The sequence below is a fragment of the Nocardia sp. NPDC056611 genome, assembly GCF_042792755.1.
Lineage (GTDB): Bacteria > Actinomycetota > Actinomycetes > Mycobacteriales > Mycobacteriaceae > Nocardia.
The window spans coordinates 502,577-518,659 of the sequence record NZ_JBHTVV010000005.1 but is presented as its reverse complement, the minus strand read 5'-3'; the positions used below and the strand labels follow the sequence as shown (position 1 = coordinate 518,659).

Annotated in this window: 17 protein-coding genes; 13 read left to right on the top strand and 4 right to left on the bottom strand. The window is 68.4% G+C overall.

The annotated features are described in order from the left end of the window. Window positions 1-45 precede the first annotated feature (45 nt). From ACFRAQ_RS27925 to thpD, 5 genes are all read left to right on the top strand, one after another. Window positions 46-771: a response regulator transcription factor gene (locus tag ACFRAQ_RS27925; protein ID WP_379104817.1), complete on the top strand. Its 726-nt coding sequence runs from the start codon at window positions 46-48 to the stop codon at window positions 769-771. 94 nt (window positions 772-865) lie between these two features. Next, on the top strand, window positions 866-1,402 hold the full coding sequence (ectA, locus tag ACFRAQ_RS27920; RefSeq protein WP_379104814.1) for a diaminobutyrate acetyltransferase: 537 nt from the start codon (window positions 866-868) through the stop codon (window positions 1,400-1,402). Next, window positions 1,399-2,679 (top strand): diaminobutyrate--2-oxoglutarate transaminase, encoded by a 1,281-nt coding sequence (gene ectB, locus ACFRAQ_RS27915; protein WP_379104811.1) that lies wholly within the window; start codon window positions 1,399-1,401, stop codon window positions 2,677-2,679. Before ectA ends, ectB begins: the two co-directional genes overlap by 4 nt. 1 nt (window position 2,680) lies before the next feature. After that, window positions 2,681-3,070 (top strand): ectoine synthase, encoded by a 390-nt coding sequence (locus tag ACFRAQ_RS27910; protein WP_379104808.1) that lies wholly within the window; start codon window positions 2,681-2,683, stop codon window positions 3,068-3,070. 9 nt (window positions 3,071-3,079) lie between these two features. After that, window positions 3,080-3,964, top strand: a complete 885-nt coding sequence (gene thpD, locus ACFRAQ_RS27905; protein WP_379104805.1) for an ectoine hydroxylase — start codon at window positions 3,080-3,082, stop codon at window positions 3,962-3,964. 6 nt (window positions 3,965-3,970) lie between these two features. Here thpD and ACFRAQ_RS27900 read toward each other — a convergent pair whose 3' ends face one another. Beyond that, window positions 3,971-4,915 carry an oxygenase MpaB family protein gene (locus ACFRAQ_RS27900; RefSeq protein ID WP_379104803.1) on the bottom strand — a complete coding sequence of 315 codons (945 nt, stop codon included), beginning with the start codon at window positions 4,913-4,915 and terminating at the stop codon, window positions 3,971-3,973. 136 nt (window positions 4,916-5,051) lie between these two features. On the opposite strand from ACFRAQ_RS27900, the gene ACFRAQ_RS27895 reads away from it, so the two are divergent. From ACFRAQ_RS27895 to ACFRAQ_RS27870, 6 genes are all read left to right on the top strand, one after another. Further along, window positions 5,052-5,711 carry a TetR/AcrR family transcriptional regulator gene (locus tag ACFRAQ_RS27895; RefSeq protein WP_379104800.1) on the top strand — a complete coding sequence of 220 codons (660 nt, stop codon included), beginning with the start codon at window positions 5,052-5,054 and terminating at the stop codon, window positions 5,709-5,711. Between the two features lie 114 nt (window positions 5,712-5,825). Next, complete coding sequence (locus ACFRAQ_RS27890) at window positions 5,826-7,241, top strand: cytochrome P450 (protein WP_379104796.1); 1,416 nt, start codon at window positions 5,826-5,828, stop codon at window positions 7,239-7,241. Further along, window positions 7,238-8,140, top strand: coding sequence for an alpha/beta fold hydrolase (locus ACFRAQ_RS27885; protein WP_379104793.1), 903 nt, complete (start codon window positions 7,238-7,240; stop codon window positions 8,138-8,140). The genes ACFRAQ_RS27890 and ACFRAQ_RS27885 overlap by 4 nt, the downstream gene beginning before the upstream one ends. Then, window positions 8,124-8,981, top strand: a complete 858-nt coding sequence (locus tag ACFRAQ_RS27880; RefSeq protein ID WP_379104790.1) for an SDR family NAD(P)-dependent oxidoreductase — start codon at window positions 8,124-8,126, stop codon at window positions 8,979-8,981. The genes ACFRAQ_RS27885 and ACFRAQ_RS27880 overlap by 17 nt, the downstream gene beginning before the upstream one ends. After that, window positions 8,978-10,471, top strand: coding sequence for a flavin-containing monooxygenase (locus ACFRAQ_RS27875; RefSeq protein WP_379104787.1), 1,494 nt, complete (start codon window positions 8,978-8,980; stop codon window positions 10,469-10,471). The genes ACFRAQ_RS27880 and ACFRAQ_RS27875 overlap by 4 nt, the downstream gene beginning before the upstream one ends. A 78-nt stretch (window positions 10,472-10,549) precedes the next feature. Beyond that, the gene (locus ACFRAQ_RS27870; protein WP_357287162.1) at window positions 10,550-11,167 is read left to right on the top strand and encodes a TetR/AcrR family transcriptional regulator; all 618 of its coding nucleotides are present in this window, start codon (window positions 10,550-10,552) and stop codon (window positions 11,165-11,167) included. Between the two features lie 21 nt (window positions 11,168-11,188). On the opposite strand, the gene ACFRAQ_RS27865 is transcribed toward ACFRAQ_RS27870, so the two are convergent. Beyond that, the gene (locus tag ACFRAQ_RS27865) at window positions 11,189-11,773 is read right to left on the bottom strand and encodes a helix-turn-helix domain-containing protein (protein ID WP_379104784.1); all 585 of its coding nucleotides are present in this window, start codon (window positions 11,771-11,773) and stop codon (window positions 11,189-11,191) included. 82 nt (window positions 11,774-11,855) lie between these two features. On the opposite strand from ACFRAQ_RS27865, the gene ACFRAQ_RS27860 reads away from it, so the two are divergent. Next, on the top strand, window positions 11,856-12,821 hold the full coding sequence (locus ACFRAQ_RS27860) for an NAD(P)/FAD-dependent oxidoreductase (protein WP_379104782.1): 966 nt from the start codon (window positions 11,856-11,858) through the stop codon (window positions 12,819-12,821). Between the two features lie 310 nt (window positions 12,822-13,131). Here the strand turns inward: ACFRAQ_RS27860 and ACFRAQ_RS27855 are convergent, their stop codons facing one another. Together ACFRAQ_RS27855 and ACFRAQ_RS27850 are read right to left on the bottom strand one after the other, a co-directional pair. After that, window positions 13,132-14,580, bottom strand: a complete 1,449-nt coding sequence (locus tag ACFRAQ_RS27855) for a DUF222 domain-containing protein (RefSeq protein WP_379104779.1) — start codon at window positions 14,578-14,580, stop codon at window positions 13,132-13,134. Between the two features lie 203 nt (window positions 14,581-14,783). Further along, window positions 14,784-15,341, bottom strand: coding sequence for a TetR/AcrR family transcriptional regulator (locus ACFRAQ_RS27850; RefSeq protein ID WP_379104776.1), 558 nt, complete (start codon window positions 15,339-15,341; stop codon window positions 14,784-14,786). A gap of 93 nt (window positions 15,342-15,434) precedes the next feature. Here ACFRAQ_RS27850 and ACFRAQ_RS27845 point away from each other — a divergent pair, with 93 nt between their 5' ends. Next, window positions 15,435-16,079 (top strand): hemerythrin domain-containing protein, encoded by a 645-nt coding sequence (locus ACFRAQ_RS27845; protein ID WP_379104773.1) that lies wholly within the window; start codon window positions 15,435-15,437, stop codon window positions 16,077-16,079. Window positions 16,080-16,083 lie beyond the last annotated feature (4 nt).

Genomic DNA, 16,083 nt, shown 5'->3' with positions numbered 1-16,083 from the left:
AGGTTCGGGTATTCGACTTTGTCGAACGCGAAAAGGAATTGAAACATGGGTGCGAGCCTGATGATCGTGGGGGACGACTACGGGGTCCGCGGCGCCTTGCGGGCGGCGATGGAAGAGGAAGGATACGAGGTCGCCGAGGCGGGCGCGGGTGAGGCCGCGCTGGAACAGCTGCGTGTGAACGGCGCGCCGGACGTGATGGTCGTGGACCTCCTGTCCGGTGAAATGGACGCCTTCACCTGTATTCGTGAGGTCCGGCGCGCGCACGAGGTCCCGATCATGGTGGTCAGCGCCAGCAACGACACCCATGACGTGGTCGCCGCCCTGGAGGCGGGGGCCGACGACTTCGTCACGAAGCCGTTCGAGATCAAGGAGATCAGCGCGCGCATGCGGGCGCTGAGGCGGCGCCCGCACCTGGGCGGGCTGCCCGACGAATCGGTGACCGAACCACTCACCGAGATCGTGCTCGACCCCGACGAGGCTGCGCCGCTGGTGCTTTCGCCCGAGGGTGGCGCGGTGCGGCGGGGCGAGGATCAGATTCCGTTGACCATCACCGAATTCCGGCTGCTGTGTGAGCTGGCCGCGAATCCGGGCCGCGTGCTCACCCGCACCCTGCTCCTCGAAAGGGCCTGGGACGAAGGCTTCTTCGGCGACGAACGACTCGTCGACGTCCATGTGCGGCGCTTGCGCACGAAGATCGAGGTCGATCCCTCCGATCCCCGCATCGTGGTGACGGTGCGGGGGCTCGGCTACCGCCTCGACATGCCCCGCTGAGCCCCGCGCCCCGGGCGGAGTCATCGGATCGTCATGAGATCGCAATGAGTTCGCATGGAAGACCTCAACGTTGCTTGGTCAGGCTGGGATGGTCATGCAGATCCCAATCAGCAAATTTGACGCGATATCCCAGCAAACCATCCAGATCCGGGAACCCGAGCTCGCCGACGGCGCGCACATGTGGCAGATCGCCGAGAACTCCCGGGTACTCGACACCAACTCCAGCTACGCCTATCTGCTGTGGTGCCGCGATTTCCCGGCCACCTCGATGGTCGCCGAGATCGACGGCGAGGTAGCCGGTTTCGTCATCGGCTACACCCGGCCGGCGTGGCCCAACGTCCTGTTCGTCTGGCAGGTGGCCGTGGACCAGCCGCACCGCGGGCACGGACTCGGTGTGGACATGCTCGACGCGCTGCTGGAACGCACCACCGCGTACGGCATCACCCAGCTCGAAACCACCATCTCGCCGGACAATCCGGCGTCGGTGGCCATGTTCGCCGCCCTGGCCCGCCGCCGGGGCGCGGCTCTGACCCGCACGACCTTGTTCTCGGCGGATCAATTCCCCGGCGGGCATCAGCCGGAGGATCTCTACCGCATCGCACCGGTGACCACTCAGGAGGAACCGCGATGATCACCACCACCCCCGACCTGTCCGTGTTCGCGGATCTGGAATCGAATGTGCGCGGCTACTGCCGCTCCTGGCCGACGGTGTTCGACACCGCCTCGGGAGCCTGGCTGCGCGACGAGACCGGCCGCGAATACCTGGACTTCTTCGCCGGCGCGGGCGCGCTCAACTACGGCCACAACAACCCGGTGCTCAAGCAGTCGCTGCTCGACTACATCGCGGGCGACGGCCTGACCCACGGCCTGGACATGTCCACCGTCGCCAAACGCGAACTGCTGGAATCGCTGCGCGAGCGCATCCTGCGGCCGCGCGGCCTGGACTACAAGGTGCAGTTCCCCGGACCCACCGGTGCCAACGCGGTCGAGGCGGCGCTCAAACTGGCCCGCAAGGTGACCGGCCGCACCGAGATCCTCAACTTCACCAACGCTTTTCACGGCATGACGCTGGGCGCGCTCTCGGTCACCGGCAATGCCGCCAAACGGGCGGGCGCGGGCGTGCCGTTGCAGCACGCCACCTCGATGCCCTTCGACGGCTACCTGTCCGGCGCCGAGGGCGACTCCTTCGAATGGATGGAGCGGGTCCTCGACGACGCCTCCTCCGGCCTGGACAGTCCGGCCGCCGTCATCGTCGAGACCGTGCAGGGCGAGGGCGGGGTCAATATCGCCAGCGTGGAATGGCTGCGCAAGCTGGCCGGATTGTGCTCCGCGCGCGAGATTCTGCTGATCGTGGACGACGTGCAGATGGGCTGCGGCCGCACCGGCCCGTTCTTCTCCTTCGAGAGCGCCGGCATCACACCGGATATCGTCACCCTGTCCAAGTCGATCGGCGGCTACGGCCTGCCGATGGCGCTGGTGTTGTTCAAACCCGAACTGGACCAGTGGAAGCCGGGCGAGCACAACGGCACCTTCCGCGGCAACAACCCGGCCTTCGTGACCGCCCGCACCGCCATCGAGCACTACTGGTCCGACGACGGCCTGGAGTCGGCCACCCGGGCCAAGGGCGCGCGCATCGATCGCGCCCTGACCGGCATGGCCGCGGCCTTCGACGGCGTGAGCGCCCGCGGGCGCGGGCTGGTGCACGGCCTGGTCTTCGACGACGCCTCCCAGGCGGAGAAGGTGTGCGCCGCCGCCTTCCAGCGCGGACTGCTGGTCGAGACCTCCGGCGCCGAGGACGAGGTGGTGAAACTGCTTCCGCCGCTGACCATTTCCGAGTACGAGCTCGACCACGGACTGGAACTGCTGGCCTCCTCGCTGGACGTCGTCGGCAGCGGACGGGGTCGCTGACATGATCGTGCGCACCACCGCCGAGATCACCGGCACCGACCGCGATGTCGCGGGTCCGGGCTGGCGCAGCAAGCGGATCGTGCTGGGCGGCGACCGGGTCGGGTTCTCGTTCCACGAGACCACCATCGACGCCGAGTCCGTCCACGAATTCCACTATCAGAATCACGTCGAGGCCGTCTGGCTGGTCGAGGGCGACGGCACCCTGGTCGATCTCGACCATGGCCTCACCTACGAGCTGGGCCCCGGCTCCATGTATCTGCTCGACGGCCATGAACGCCATCGCCTGTTCGCCCGCACCCGGATGCGCATGCTGTGCGTGTTCAATCCGCCGGTGACCGGGCAGGAGGTTCACGACGAGAACGGTGTCTACCCGCTGGTCGCCGTCGACTAGGAGATTCGAATGACCTTGTCCGACTACGGATTGATCGACCGCTACCGCACCCGCACGGTCGCCGGGACGCCGCCCATCGAGCGCGACGACCCGACGGTCTGGGGCCCGATCGACTCCCACGGCCTGGCCGAGTTCGACGACAACGGCTACGCCGTGCTGGACCTGCTGCTCGACCCGGACGAGGTGCGGGCGGTGGCGACCGAGATGCAGCGCCTGACCTGCGATCCCGAGCTGCTGCTCGACGAGCGCGTGATCATCGAGCGGGCCTCGCATCGGGTGCGCTCGGTCTTCGACGTGCATCGGTTCAGCCCGATGATCGGGGAGCTGGTGCGCCAGGACCGGATCGCGGGTCTGGCCCGCCAGATCCTCGGCTCGGATGTCTACCTGCACCAGGCCCGGGTGAACTACATGCCCGGGTTCACCGGCGCCGGGTTCTACTGGCACTCCGACTTCGAGACCTGGCACGCCGAGGACGGTATGCCCGCCCCGCGCGCGGTGAGCCTGTCGATCGCCCTGACCGACAACTACCCGTTCAACGGCAGCCTGATGGTCATGCCCGGCTCGCACCGCACCTTCGTGCCGTGTCAGGGCGAGACGCCCACCGACCATCACCGGGTGTCGTTGCGGGAACAGCAGATCGGCGTTCCCTCTCAGGAGGCGCTCACCGACCTGGCGGGCAAGCACGGCATCACCCAGTTCACCGGTCCGGCGGGCTCGGCGCTGCTGTTCGACTCGAACCTGATGCACGGGTCCTCGGGCAACATCACGCCGTTCCCGCGCTCGAATCTGTTCCTGGTGTTCAACAGCGTCGAGAACACTCTGCGCGACCCGTATTCCGCACCGAGTCCGCGGCCGGAGTACCTGGCCGCCCGCGACTTCACACCGCTGATCTGAGCCGGATCAGCTTGCGGCGGTGACGGTCCGATGCCCGCGCGTCCCGTAGAGGCGGCGGGCATCGGCCGGGGTCACCGTCTCCAGCCGCGCGGGCAGCTCGCCCTTGATGTGCTGTTCGAGGATCTGCCCGGCCATCGGCGCGATGATCGGCGCGGCCATGATCAGGCCCTTCTTGTCGAAAAGGGTGAACAGCCACACCAGGATCCGGCCCGCCGGGCGCACCATGAGATCCACGAGGCCGGGCCGGTCGAACTGGCCCAGCTTGCGCTGCCACTTCGGCAGGGTCGCGATGGAGGCGAACGACAGGAGCCGCGCGCCCATCGCGTAGGTCCAGCCCGCGCCGTTCTTGGGCGAGGTGAACAGCAGCTGCCGCATACCGTCCTGGGCGGCCTCCGACGTGCACAGGCGCGCACGGACATCCGCGTAGTACTGGCGCACGCCCTCGCGGGTGATCGGCACGTCCTCGGGCTTGCAGGTCTGCAGCTCGGCGGCGATGCGGCACTCACGCCAGTACTGCGCCTCCTCCTCGGGAGTCAGTCCGGGCCCGAACATCTCGTAGGCCTTGAGCACCGACTGCCAGCCGGTGATGTGGATCCACAGCTGGGTCTCGGGGGAGTTGGCGCTGTAGCGCTGGCCGCTGATCGGCTCGATGCCGGTGTTCTTCGCGTGCACCGTCATCAGATGCTCGGAGGCCTGGATGGCGGTGCGGGAATCGCCGATGGCCACGATCAGGAAGTAGGCGAAGGTGGCGTCGAGGCGGTCGCGGGGCTCGGAGTAGATCTTGCCGGTGTCGGCGACGGCCGCGGTCAGGAACGGATCGAAGTGCTCGAGGGTGACCGCGCGCTGGAATCCGATGACGGCGGTGGGGGAGGTCCATACCTTCCAGCTCGGGGAATCCGGGCCGAAGAAGCCGTAGTCGTCGCGGCGGAGGGTGGTCGGATCGAAGGTCACTGGGGGCTCCTCTACAGGTTCGATCCCATGGAATACAACGCCACCGTAGCAATTGCGTGGAATGAATACAACGGTGGCGTAGCTTTACCCTGGGTGGGCGCGTGACCTCGCGATCCGGGATGACAGAATGGGGCCGATGACGGTGGAGGCAGGGGATGAGGGCATGACGGCCGACCGGCCGCGCCGGCGCTACGCGCCCCGGCTGCCACCCAAGGAACGTCGCGCGCAATTGCTCGACGCCGCCTTCGCGGTCCTGGAGAAGGCCGAACTCCACGAGCTCGGCATGGAGGCCGTCGCCGCCGAGGCCGGTGTGGGAAAACCCGTGCTGTACACCGTCTTCAAGACCCGTGCCGAACTCGTCGCCGCCCTGCTGGAACGCGAACGCGAACGCGCCCTCGAGCAGGTCGCCGACACCCTGCCCACCGACCTGCTCGGCGCGGATCCGGTGGTCGCGGCCTCCGCCTCGGTCCGCGCGTTCGTCGATGTGGCCCTGGACAATCCGACCCGGTGGCGGCTGCTGCTCTCGGGTCCCGGCAATGCCCCCGACGAATACCGCGAGGCCATCCGCAGCTCCCGCGCGGGCATCTTCGACCAGGCCGAGGCGCTGGTCCGCATGGGCCTCATCACCGATTCCCGCTGGGCCGGAATCGATTCCGGCCTGCTCACCAACTCGCTGCTGACCATCGCCGAGATGCTGGGCCGGATGGCGGTCAGCGAACCGGATGTATACCCCCGTGAACGCATCGAGGGATTCGTCCAGGCCATCGTCGCGCTGCTCGTCGGCACCGGCCGGTAAGCGAAAAACGCCACCCCATCGCCTCTGACGTCGCGAAAGTGACCCTTGCCACACCCTGGTACACCGGCGTACCGTCGCGCTGGTACGCAGAGGTACCACGCTGGGAGATGGCGCATGACCACAGTGACACTGCCCGACGGACCGACGACGCCGGGCTTCGTGCAGGGCATCGAGATTCTGGCCGGGCGCACCCGCGCCTGGCGGCGGCTGCATCAGCGCTACGGGTCGGCGTTCGTGGTGTCGATGCCGCGTTTCGGGCCCACCGTCGTGCTCTCCGACCCCGCCGAAGTGAAGGCGCTGTTCACCACCCACACCGATCTGGTCGACAACCTCGACATCAACCTCGGTCAATTCCTGGGCCCCGGTTCGCTGTTCGCGCGACGCGGTGAGGAGCACCGCAAGGAGCGCAAACTGCTCACCCCGCCCTTCCACGGGCGGCGGCTGGCGGTCTACGAATCGCTGATCGAGGAGGAGGCCGTCCGCGAGATGGCCACCTGGCCGTCGGGGCGCGAATTCGCGACCATGGATTCGATGATGCGCATCACGCTCAATGTGATCCTGCGCGCCGTATTCGGTGCGGAGGGAGCGGAATTCGAGCAACTGCGCGAGGTGATCCCGAAACTGGTGCTGGTCGCCTCCGCGCTGGCGGCGCTGCCGGTGCCGCCCGGATTGTTCGGGCGCTTCGGGCCGTGGGCGCGGTTCCAGGCCCACCGCGCGAGCTACGACGAGATCGTGGGGCGGCTCATCCGCCGCGCCGCCGCCGACCCGAACCTGGCCGACCGTGACGACGTGCTGGCCATGCTGCTGCAGGCCCGCTACGACGACGGCTCGGCCATGACGCAGAGCGAGATCGCCGACGAGCTGCTCACCCTGCTCACCGCGGGCCACGAGACCACCGCCACCTCGCTGGCCTGGACCGTCGAACGGCTGCGCCGGCATCCGCACATCCTGGCGCGCCTGGTCGAGGAGACCGACGCGGGCGGCTCCGCGCTGCGCGAGGCGACGCTGCTCGAGGTCCAGCGGGTGCGCCCGGTCATCGACGCCACCGCCCGCAAGGTGCGGGTGGACGATTTCCGGCTGGGCCGCTGGACGCTGCCGCGCGGCCAGCACGTCCTGGTCAGCATCCGGCTCATGCACGACAATCCGGAATTGTTCACCAACCCACGCGATTTCGACCCGGACCGGTTCGTCGACGCGCGGCCGGGGACGTTCAACTGGATTCCGTTCGGCGGCGGCGCGCGCCGCTGCATCGGGGCCGCGTTCGCGACCATGGAGATGAACGTGGTGCTGCGGGTGCTGCTGCGTGACTTCACCCTCGCGCCCACCGACGCGCCCGACGAGCGCACCCATTTCCGTGGCGTCGCACTGGCTCCCGCGAAGAAGGGGCGCGCGGTCGTGTACCGCAGGGCGCCGCGGCCGGCCGCTGGCGTGGAGTCCGGCGACACCGGCGCGGTGCCGGTCGAATCCAGTACTGTCACAAACGAATCCCCCGCCACCCTGGACGCGCGCGGCGAGCAGGTGACCGCATGAGCGAGCGGGTCGCCGAGGTCGGGCGGGGCATCACCCTCACCTATGAGCGGCAGGGCGCGGGCGTGCCGCTGCTGCTCATCGCCGGACTCGGGCAGCAGAAGCACGAATGGCACGACGGTCTGGTCGCGCAGCTGGTGGTCCGCGGCTACGACGTGGTGCGATTCGACAATCGCGACGTCGGCACCTCCACCCACGCCGGGTTCCGGCCGCCGGGCGGACTCGCCATGGCCCGCAAGCGCTGGGACGCACAGCAATACGATCTCGGGGACATGGCCGCCGACACCGCCGGCCTGCTCGACATCCTCGGCTGGCGGTCGGCGCACCTGGTCGGCATGTCGATGGGCGGGATGATCGCCCAGACCGTGGCGGCCCGCCATCCCGAGCGGGTGTCCTCGCTGACGTCGATCTTCTCCACCACGGGTGCGCCGCGCGTGGGGCGGCCCGCGCCGTCGACCTGGATTCGCATGTTCGCCAGGCCCGCTCGCACGCGGGAGGAGCATGTCGAGGCGGCGGTGCGCATGTACCGGCACATCGGGTCGGCCGGATATCCCCTCGACGAGCCGCGCATCCGCGCCACGGCGGGCCTCACCTGGGATCGCGATCCGCGCCCGGCGGCGGGCGTGGGCCGTCAGCTCGCCGGAATCCTCAAGTCCGGGGACCGGACTCGCGAGGTGCGGACCATCACCGCGCCCACACTGGTGGTGCACGGCGACCGCGACCAGATGGTGAACCCCACCGGCGGCGCGGTGACCGCCGCCGCGATCGCGGGCGCGCGCCTGCACACCGTGCCGGGCATGGGCCACGATCTGCCGGTCGCGCTCTGGCCCACCTTCGCCGACCTCATCGACACCCACATCCGCACCGTCGAATTCAGGAGTTCCGATGCCCCGATCCTCTAGGCCGCTGTCCGGTCACCCGGTCATGATCACCGGCGCGGCCTCGGGAATCGGGCGGGGACTGGCCCACCTGCTGTCCCGCCGTGGGTCGCCGGTCGCCATCGCCGACATCGACGCCGACGGGTTGAAGCAGACCGCGGCCGGACTGAACGGGCCGGTGCTGACCCGGGTGCTGGACGTACGCGACGCCGCCGACCAGCTGGCCTTCGCCGAGGAAGTGAAGGCGTGGCTGACCGCACCCCTGGCCGCGGTCTTCAATAATGCCGGTGTGGCCGTGTCCTCCTCGGTGCTCGACACCGTGCCCGAGGACGACGAATGGCTGCGGCAGATCAACTTCGACGGCGTCGTGAACGGGACCCGGGCCTTCCTGCCGATCCTGGTCGAACAGGGCAGCGGCGCGATCGTCAACACCTCCAGCGTGTTCGGACTGGCGGGCATGCCGTACCAGAGCGCCTACTGCGCGGCGAAATTCGCGGTGCGCGGATTCACCGACGCGCTGCGGCAGGAACTGCGTGGGACCGGCGTCTCGGCGGTGACCGTGCACCCCGGCGGCATTCGCACCAATATCGCCCGCAACGGACGCGTCCGCCAGGACCCGGAGGGCCGGGGCCGCAGCCACGAGCAGATGGCCGCCGAATTCGAGGCCATGACCATGACCAGCCCGGAGAAAGCGGCCGAGATCATCTGCCGCGGAGTCGAACGCGGCAAGGCGCGCATCCTCGTCGGACCCGACGCGTATCTGTTCGACACCCTCACCCGGGTGACCCCGACGCACTACTTCGACGTGCTGTCGGTCGTGATGGGCCTGGCGCGGACGCGGGCCGCGAAGGGAGCGGGACGATGACCGAACACGTGGACGTACTGATCGTCGGGGCCGGACTGTCGGGCATCGGGGCGGCGCATCATCTCCAGGACGCGTTCCCGGATCGCAGCTACGCCATCCTCGAGGCCCGCGAGGCCATGGGCGGGACCTGGGACCTGTTCCGCTATCCGGGCGTGCGGTCGGACTCCGACATGCACACCCTCGGGTACCGGTTCCGCCCGTGGGTGGCGGCCGAGGCCATCGCCGACGGGCCCGCCATCCTGTCCTACATTCGCGACACCGCCGCCGAGGCGGGCATCGACCAGCGAATCCGCTACGGGCACAGCGTGACCGGGGCCTCCTGGGACTCGGAAGAAGCGCGCTGGACCGTCGGATACCAGCACGACGGCAGGGCCTCGACCATCACCTGCGACTTCCTCTACCTGTGCAGCGGCTACTACCGCTACGACGAGGGCTACGTCCCGGAGTTCGCCGGTCTGGCCGACTTCCGCGGACAGGTCGTGCATCCGCAGCACTGGCCCGCCGAACTCGACTACGCCGGAAGGCGGGTCGTGGTGATCGGCAGCGGAGCGACCGCGGTGACGCTGGTGCCCGCCATGGCCGAGACCGCGGCGCACGTCACCATGTTGCAGCGCTCGCCCACCTACATCATGTCCGCGCCGACCGTCGACGCCGTCGCCACCACGCTGCGGCGATGGCTGGGGGAGCGGCGCGCCTACGCCGTCACCCGCTGGAAGAACGTGGCCATCGGCACCGTCATCTATCAGCTCAGCCAGCGGCGACCGGCCATGATGCGCAAGTTCTTCCGGAGCCTCACCATCAAGCAGCTGCCCGACGGCTACGACGTCGACACGCATTTCAATCCCAGCTACAACCCGTGGGATCAGCGGCTGTGCCTGGTGCCCGACGGGGATCTGTTCCGTTCCATCAGCGCCGGACGCGCCTCGGTGGCCACCGACCGCATCGAGCGATTCACCGCGGACGGCATCCGCCTCGAGTCCGGGACCGAACTGCCCGCCGACATCGTGGTGACCGCGACCGGACTGGATCTGCTGGCGCTGGGCGGCATCGCGCTCACCGTCGACGGCCGCGAGATCGCGGCGTCCGACACCATGGCCTACAAGGGCATGATGCTCAGCGGCGTCCCGAATTTCGCCTTCACCATCGGCTACACCAACGCCTCCTGGACGCTCAAGGCCGACCTGGTCGCCGAATTCGTCTGCCGGTTGCTGCGGCACCTCGACGAGCACGGGTACAGCCAGGCCACGCCGTGGCCGGACCCGGCGGTGTCCACCACGCCGCTGCTCGACTTCCAGGCGGGCTACGTGCTGCGGTCGATGGACCGCTTCCCCAAGGCCGGATCGCGCCCGCCCTGGCGGCTGGGCATGAACTACGCGCAGGACGTGATCACCTTGCGGCACGGGCGAATCGAGGACGGCACCATCCGCTTCGGCCGCCGCTCGGTGCGGGCCGCGAGCGCCGATCGCGGGCCCGAACCGGTGACCGCCTGACCTCGGTGACCAGCGCCGCGGCGAACACACCGGCCGCCGCGGCGCCCACCGAGATCCGGGCAAACTACGCTGATGCTCGTGACCCGCGCCGACCCCGCCACCAGCGCCGACACCGCCGCCGAGTCCGGCTTCCGGCGTCGGCTGCTCGATGCCATGGCCGACGCGATCCGCGAGCGCGGCTACCGCGACACCACGGTCGCCGATATCGTGCGCCTGGCCAAGACCTCGCGACGCACCTTCTACGAGCATTTCGACGACAAGCAGGACTGCTTCGTGGCGCTGCTGACCGAACGCAACAACGACACCATCGCGCAGATCTACGCCGCCGTGGACGTGGCCGCGCCGTGGGACACCCAGATCCATCAGGCGATCGAGGCGTGGATCGGGGCCTCGCGCGAGGACACCCCGATCACGCTGGCCTGGATCCGTGACATCCCGGCGCTGGGGGAGCGGGCCCGGGACCTGCAGCGCGACGCCGCGGACGCGTTCATCACGCTGATCCAAACCCTGGCCGGCACAACGGAATTCCAGGGCGCGGGCCTGCACCCGCCGACCCGCCGGATGGCGACAATCCTCTACGGCGGCTTCCGTGAGCTCATCGCCTCCACGGTGGAGGACGGGCGCGACATCACCGAGATCATTCCGGTGGCGGTGGAAACCGCGCTGGCGCTGATCGGTCCGCGCTACCCGGCCTGATCGGGGTGCTGCCCAGCGTGATCAGTCCTTGCGGGGCCGGGCGCGGAAGTGGGCGCGCTCGCCCTGTTTGCCGAACAGGCTGAGGAATTCGACCGGCTGATCGTCGGCCGCGCCGAACCAGTGTGGCTCGCGGGTATCGAATTCGGCGGCCTCGCCGGGTTGCAGGATCAGGTCGTGCGCGCCGAGGATCATCCGCAACCGGCCGTTGAGGACGTACAGCCATTCGTAGCCCTCATGGGTCTGCGGATTCGGTTCGGTGCGACCGATTTTCGGGTCCATGATGATTTTGAACGCCTGAATGCCGCCCGCCCGCCGGGTCAACGGCAGCATCTGCATCCCGCCGCGCGTGATGGGCCGCAGGTGGACCCGCGGATCCCCGGTGTCGGGCGCGTTCACCAGCTCGTCGAGGGTGACGCCGTGGGCGCGCGCCAGCGGCAGCAGTTGCTCCAGGGTGGGCCGTCGCGCCCCGGATTCCAGCCGCGACAGTGTGCTCACCGAGATCCCCGTCTCCGTGGACAGCTCGGCCAGTGTGGTTTCCCGTTGTTTGCGCAGCTCACGGAGTCGTAGGCCCACCCCTTCCAGGGCTGCGTCGATATCCTCGGTCATGACCCCAGTTTGCCACATCGGCAAAGAACGTTGCCGATATGCCCGCGCGGTCCGCATGGTCGTAGGCAGGAGGTGGTCATCAATGACCGATCAGCTGAACGACAGCTACGACGTGGTGGTGGTGGGCGGCGGACCCGCGGGCCTGAACGGAGCCCTCATGCTCGCCCGGGCCCGCCGCACGGTGGCGGTGATCGACGCGGGCGCCCCGCGCAACGCCCCCGCCGACCGGGTGCACGGCCTGTTCGCCCGCGAGGGCGTCCCGCCCGCCGAACTACTGGCCCGGGGCCGCGAGGAGGTCCGCGACTACGGCGGCCGCATCGTCTCCGGTGAGGTGACCGGAATCCGCAGGGACGGTGACGATTTCGTCGTCACCCTCGCCGACGCCCGCACCGTCCGGGCCCGCCGTCTGCTCGTCACCACCGGCCTGGTCGACGAACTCCCCGCCATTCCGGGCCTGCGCGACCGCTGGGGCCACGACGTCATCCACTGCCCCTACTGCCACGGCTGGGAGGTCCGCGACCGTCCCATCGGCGTTCTGGGCCTGGGCCCCATGGCCATCCACCTGTCCCTGCTCTTCCGCCAGTGGAGCGACGACATCGTCTACTTCGCCCACACCAACACCCCGCCCACCGAGGAGGAATCGGAACAACTGGCCGCCCGGGGAATCCGCGTCGTCACCGGCGAAATCGCGTCGGTCGAAGTCAGCGCCGACCACCTGTCCGGCGTCCGCCTCACCGACGGCACCGTCATCCCCCGTGAAGTTCTTGCCGCCCCCACCCACATGCGACCCCGAGCTGCCTTCCTCACCGACCTCGGCCTCACCCCAACACCCCACCCCTCGGGCGTAGGCGAATACATTCCCGCCGACGCCACCGGCCGCACCGAAGTCCCCGGCGTCTGGGCGGCGGGAAACGTCACTGACCTCTCCGCTCAGGTGGGCAACTCCGCCGCCGCCGGCTCCATGGCAGGCGCCCACATCAACGCCGACCTGGTCGCCGAGGAAACCCGCCAAGCTGTTGAGGAGCATCGAGCTCGCGCCCTGCTGTAGTCGGGATCAAGACGAGACCAAAGACAAAAGAAGACCAAAGACAAAAGACGCCTGGAGAAGGAAGAGAGGTGGCCGAGCTTGCGAGGCCCCTCACCTACCAGCCCCCTCTAGGTTCGGCCGCGCATCGTCCCGGGGCAAGGACGACGAGATCTTTGGGGTTTGTCTGTAGAAGGTGATGCATGCAGTCCGTGGGCTGGGATCGGCGGGATACGGATCCCAACCCGGCGTCAGCCCCAGTCCGGCAGGGCAGGCGAGGTGACCACACTTCGCGCAGCTTTGCGCACGCCAGTGCGACACGAGCAGCCGGGTGTCACGCTGCCCGTGAGCGCCACGTTCGGCAACTGGAATCGACGGCAGCGGCGATCGCCTGCCCCACGTGATGACGATCGTTCACGCGTGGGGTGCCGGTCGGATCAACACTCTTCGGCGCGATCCACCCCGTCCGGCCGGGGTAAAGCGAATCTTTACCCATTACAACGGTTTTCCAGCCATCAGGGCCGTCGTTGACCAGCGCGTGACAGTGGTCGCACGCCAAGGTCAGGTTGGTGACGTCGGTTGGCCCGTTCTTGGCCCAGTCATTGATGTGGTGGACGGCGCACATGTTGGCGGGTTGTTCACACCCTGGTCGAGTACATCCCTTGTCGCGGGCGAGAAGTGCCAATCGTTGGGCGCGGTTGGCGGTGCGGCGGGAGCGGCGCAGGTAGAGCGGCATCCCGTCGCCATCGAGGACCGCGATCACCGGCCGGGTGCCCTCGGCCATCTTCAGCGCCTCGTTGACCGAGATCTGGGTGCCCGACGCGGTGGTGGCGACACCGGTGCCGTTCTCGAGGTCGGACAGGCTCATGGTGAGCACGACCTCGACCGGCAGCCCACGGTGCATGCCCAGGGTCCGCATGTTCACACCCGGCTGCACCAACGCCAGCAACGCGTCATGAGTCCGCTGCCCGGCATCACGACGATCACGACGCGCGGCAGCATCAAGAACACTGTCGGCGATAAACCCACCAGTGGCCGACGGGCTTTCCGGATCCTCGACATTGCACATGCCCGGCCGCGCCAGCTTCGCGAACACCGCATCCAGGCACGCACGCAGCTCTGGCGTGATCCAGCCCTCGATCCGGGTCATCCCATCCACGCCGGGACGGCACAACGTGATCCCACGACGGCGGCGACGGTCAGCGTCCGACACCACTTTCCCGTCGGGATCAAGGCGGGCGAGGATGTCACGCCCGATCTTCAACAGATCATCGGGCCACCCATGACGGGAGTAGTCCACCAAAATCTGTTCGGCTTCCACCCGCGCCTCGGCAGGCACATCAACCGGCAGGTGGTTCATCACGTCCATGATGTGACGCACGTGATCGCGCGAGATCTCCCCGGCCGCAAACGCTTCGGCCGTCACGGGCAGTACCGGCGGCGCGACATGCCCGGTCTGCTGGACGAATTCGCCGCAGTGGTGGGTGATCTTCACCCGCACCGACGCGTCGTAGCGGGACAGTCCGAGGGTGTGGCGCAGGAACGGCACCATCTTCCCCGCGCCACTGCGCGAATGCAGCGACCGTTCTCCGGCTTCGATGATCAGACGGGTATCCAGTGCGGCGAGTTGACGCTTGCAGGTTTCGAGCTGCCGCATCAACGACACAACGTCCTCGTCGGAGAACTCCACCATCCCGTTCTGCAAGGATTCGGTCAGGGTCGAGACCGCGGCCGCCAGTTCAGCGATACCGCAGTCGTCGAGTGTCACCCCATTCGAATCCATGCCTCCATTTTACGCCCGCGTGATCATCCTCGGAACCCGAAATGTCCAGTATTGCAACATATTTCGAGATAGTCTAAGCCGGTCTTCCGGACAAGACCTTGCTGTGGCGATTCCGGGCAATAACCGTGTTCATTCCGAACATCAACTCGGCAGGCGGAGCATTTAGGGGCGGAATGTGTTTCCACCCTGATGGTTTGGCGCTATCAGGGGTTGGGCAGTAGTCCGTGCACCAGTGCTCGGATTCCTGGTTCGGGGTCGAATTCAGGTTTCGGCCAGGTGATTTGGTGGAGGATGTGGCCGTCGAGGTGGTCGAGGAGGGTGTGGCAGTGGGGTGCGGGGGTGGGGGAGCCGAGGCGTTCGAGCCAGGGGGCGAGCCATGTGGTGATGGTGGTGCGGGCAATCGCCAGGGGTTCGAGGAGGTCGGGGTTGGCGACGGCTTCGAGGAAGAGGGTGTAGCGGGCCAGGGTTCGGCTGCGGGCCGGGCCGAGGGCGTGGCGGGTGACGGCGGTGAGGGCTTCGACGAGGGCGGCGTGGGTGTCGGGGCGGAGTAGGCCGCTGACGACTTCCCAGTCGTGGCGGTCGAGTTCGACGAGGTGGGTGACGATGCCCAGGAGGAGGGCGTCGCGGGTGCGGAAGGAGTTGGAGGCGGTGCCGGCGGGGACGGCGGCGGCCTTGTCGGCGGCCTGGAAGGTGAGCCCTCGGGGGCCTTCGGTCGCCAGGACCTCGATCGCCGCGTTCAGTACCTGCTCCCGGCGGGACATCACTCCTCCTTGCACTATGTCTGTAGTGTCCGACACTATGAATGTAGTGTAGCGTCGGGACGTGGCGTCACTGCCACACGTCGAGGAGCCATCATGCCCGTGTCATCCGTTGCCGGCCTGCCCCGAGGTCACAAGACCATGCTTCTGGCTCACCGGGCCATGATTCGAGATCTGGATCGGGTCCAGCGGACCGCCCTGGACCTGGCGGCGACGCCGAATCCGGTGCGCGCCAAGGCGCTGGCCGAATACCTGGGCAAGCTTGCCACGGTGATCCATCATCACCACGAGGGCGAGGACGAGTTCCTGTGGCCGCGCCTGCGTGACGCCGGCGCCGATGAACAGGCCCTGGAAATCCTTGCGGCGGAACACTCCGAGCTCGCCACCCTGCTGAGCGCGTGGCAGGAGTTCGGCGCGACGCCGGTCGCCGACTCCGCGGCGGCCAACCGCCTGTCCGAGCTCACCACCGCCGTCCGCGGTCAACTCGCCGCGCACGCCGCGGACGAGGAACGCGAACTACTCGGCCGCCTCGCCCCGGTCCTCGACGAGCCCACGTGGAAGGGCTTCGAGAACCACATGCGAAGTACGGCCCCGCTGTGGACCCTGCGTTTCATGCCCGCCTGGCTGCTGTCGGTCGCCGGTCCGGACGATGCCGCGGGCGTCCCGGTTCCCTTGCTGGGCAGGCTGTTCGGCGGCTGGCTGGAACGCGCCCAGCGGGCCGCTTTCGGCGACAACTATTGAGCCG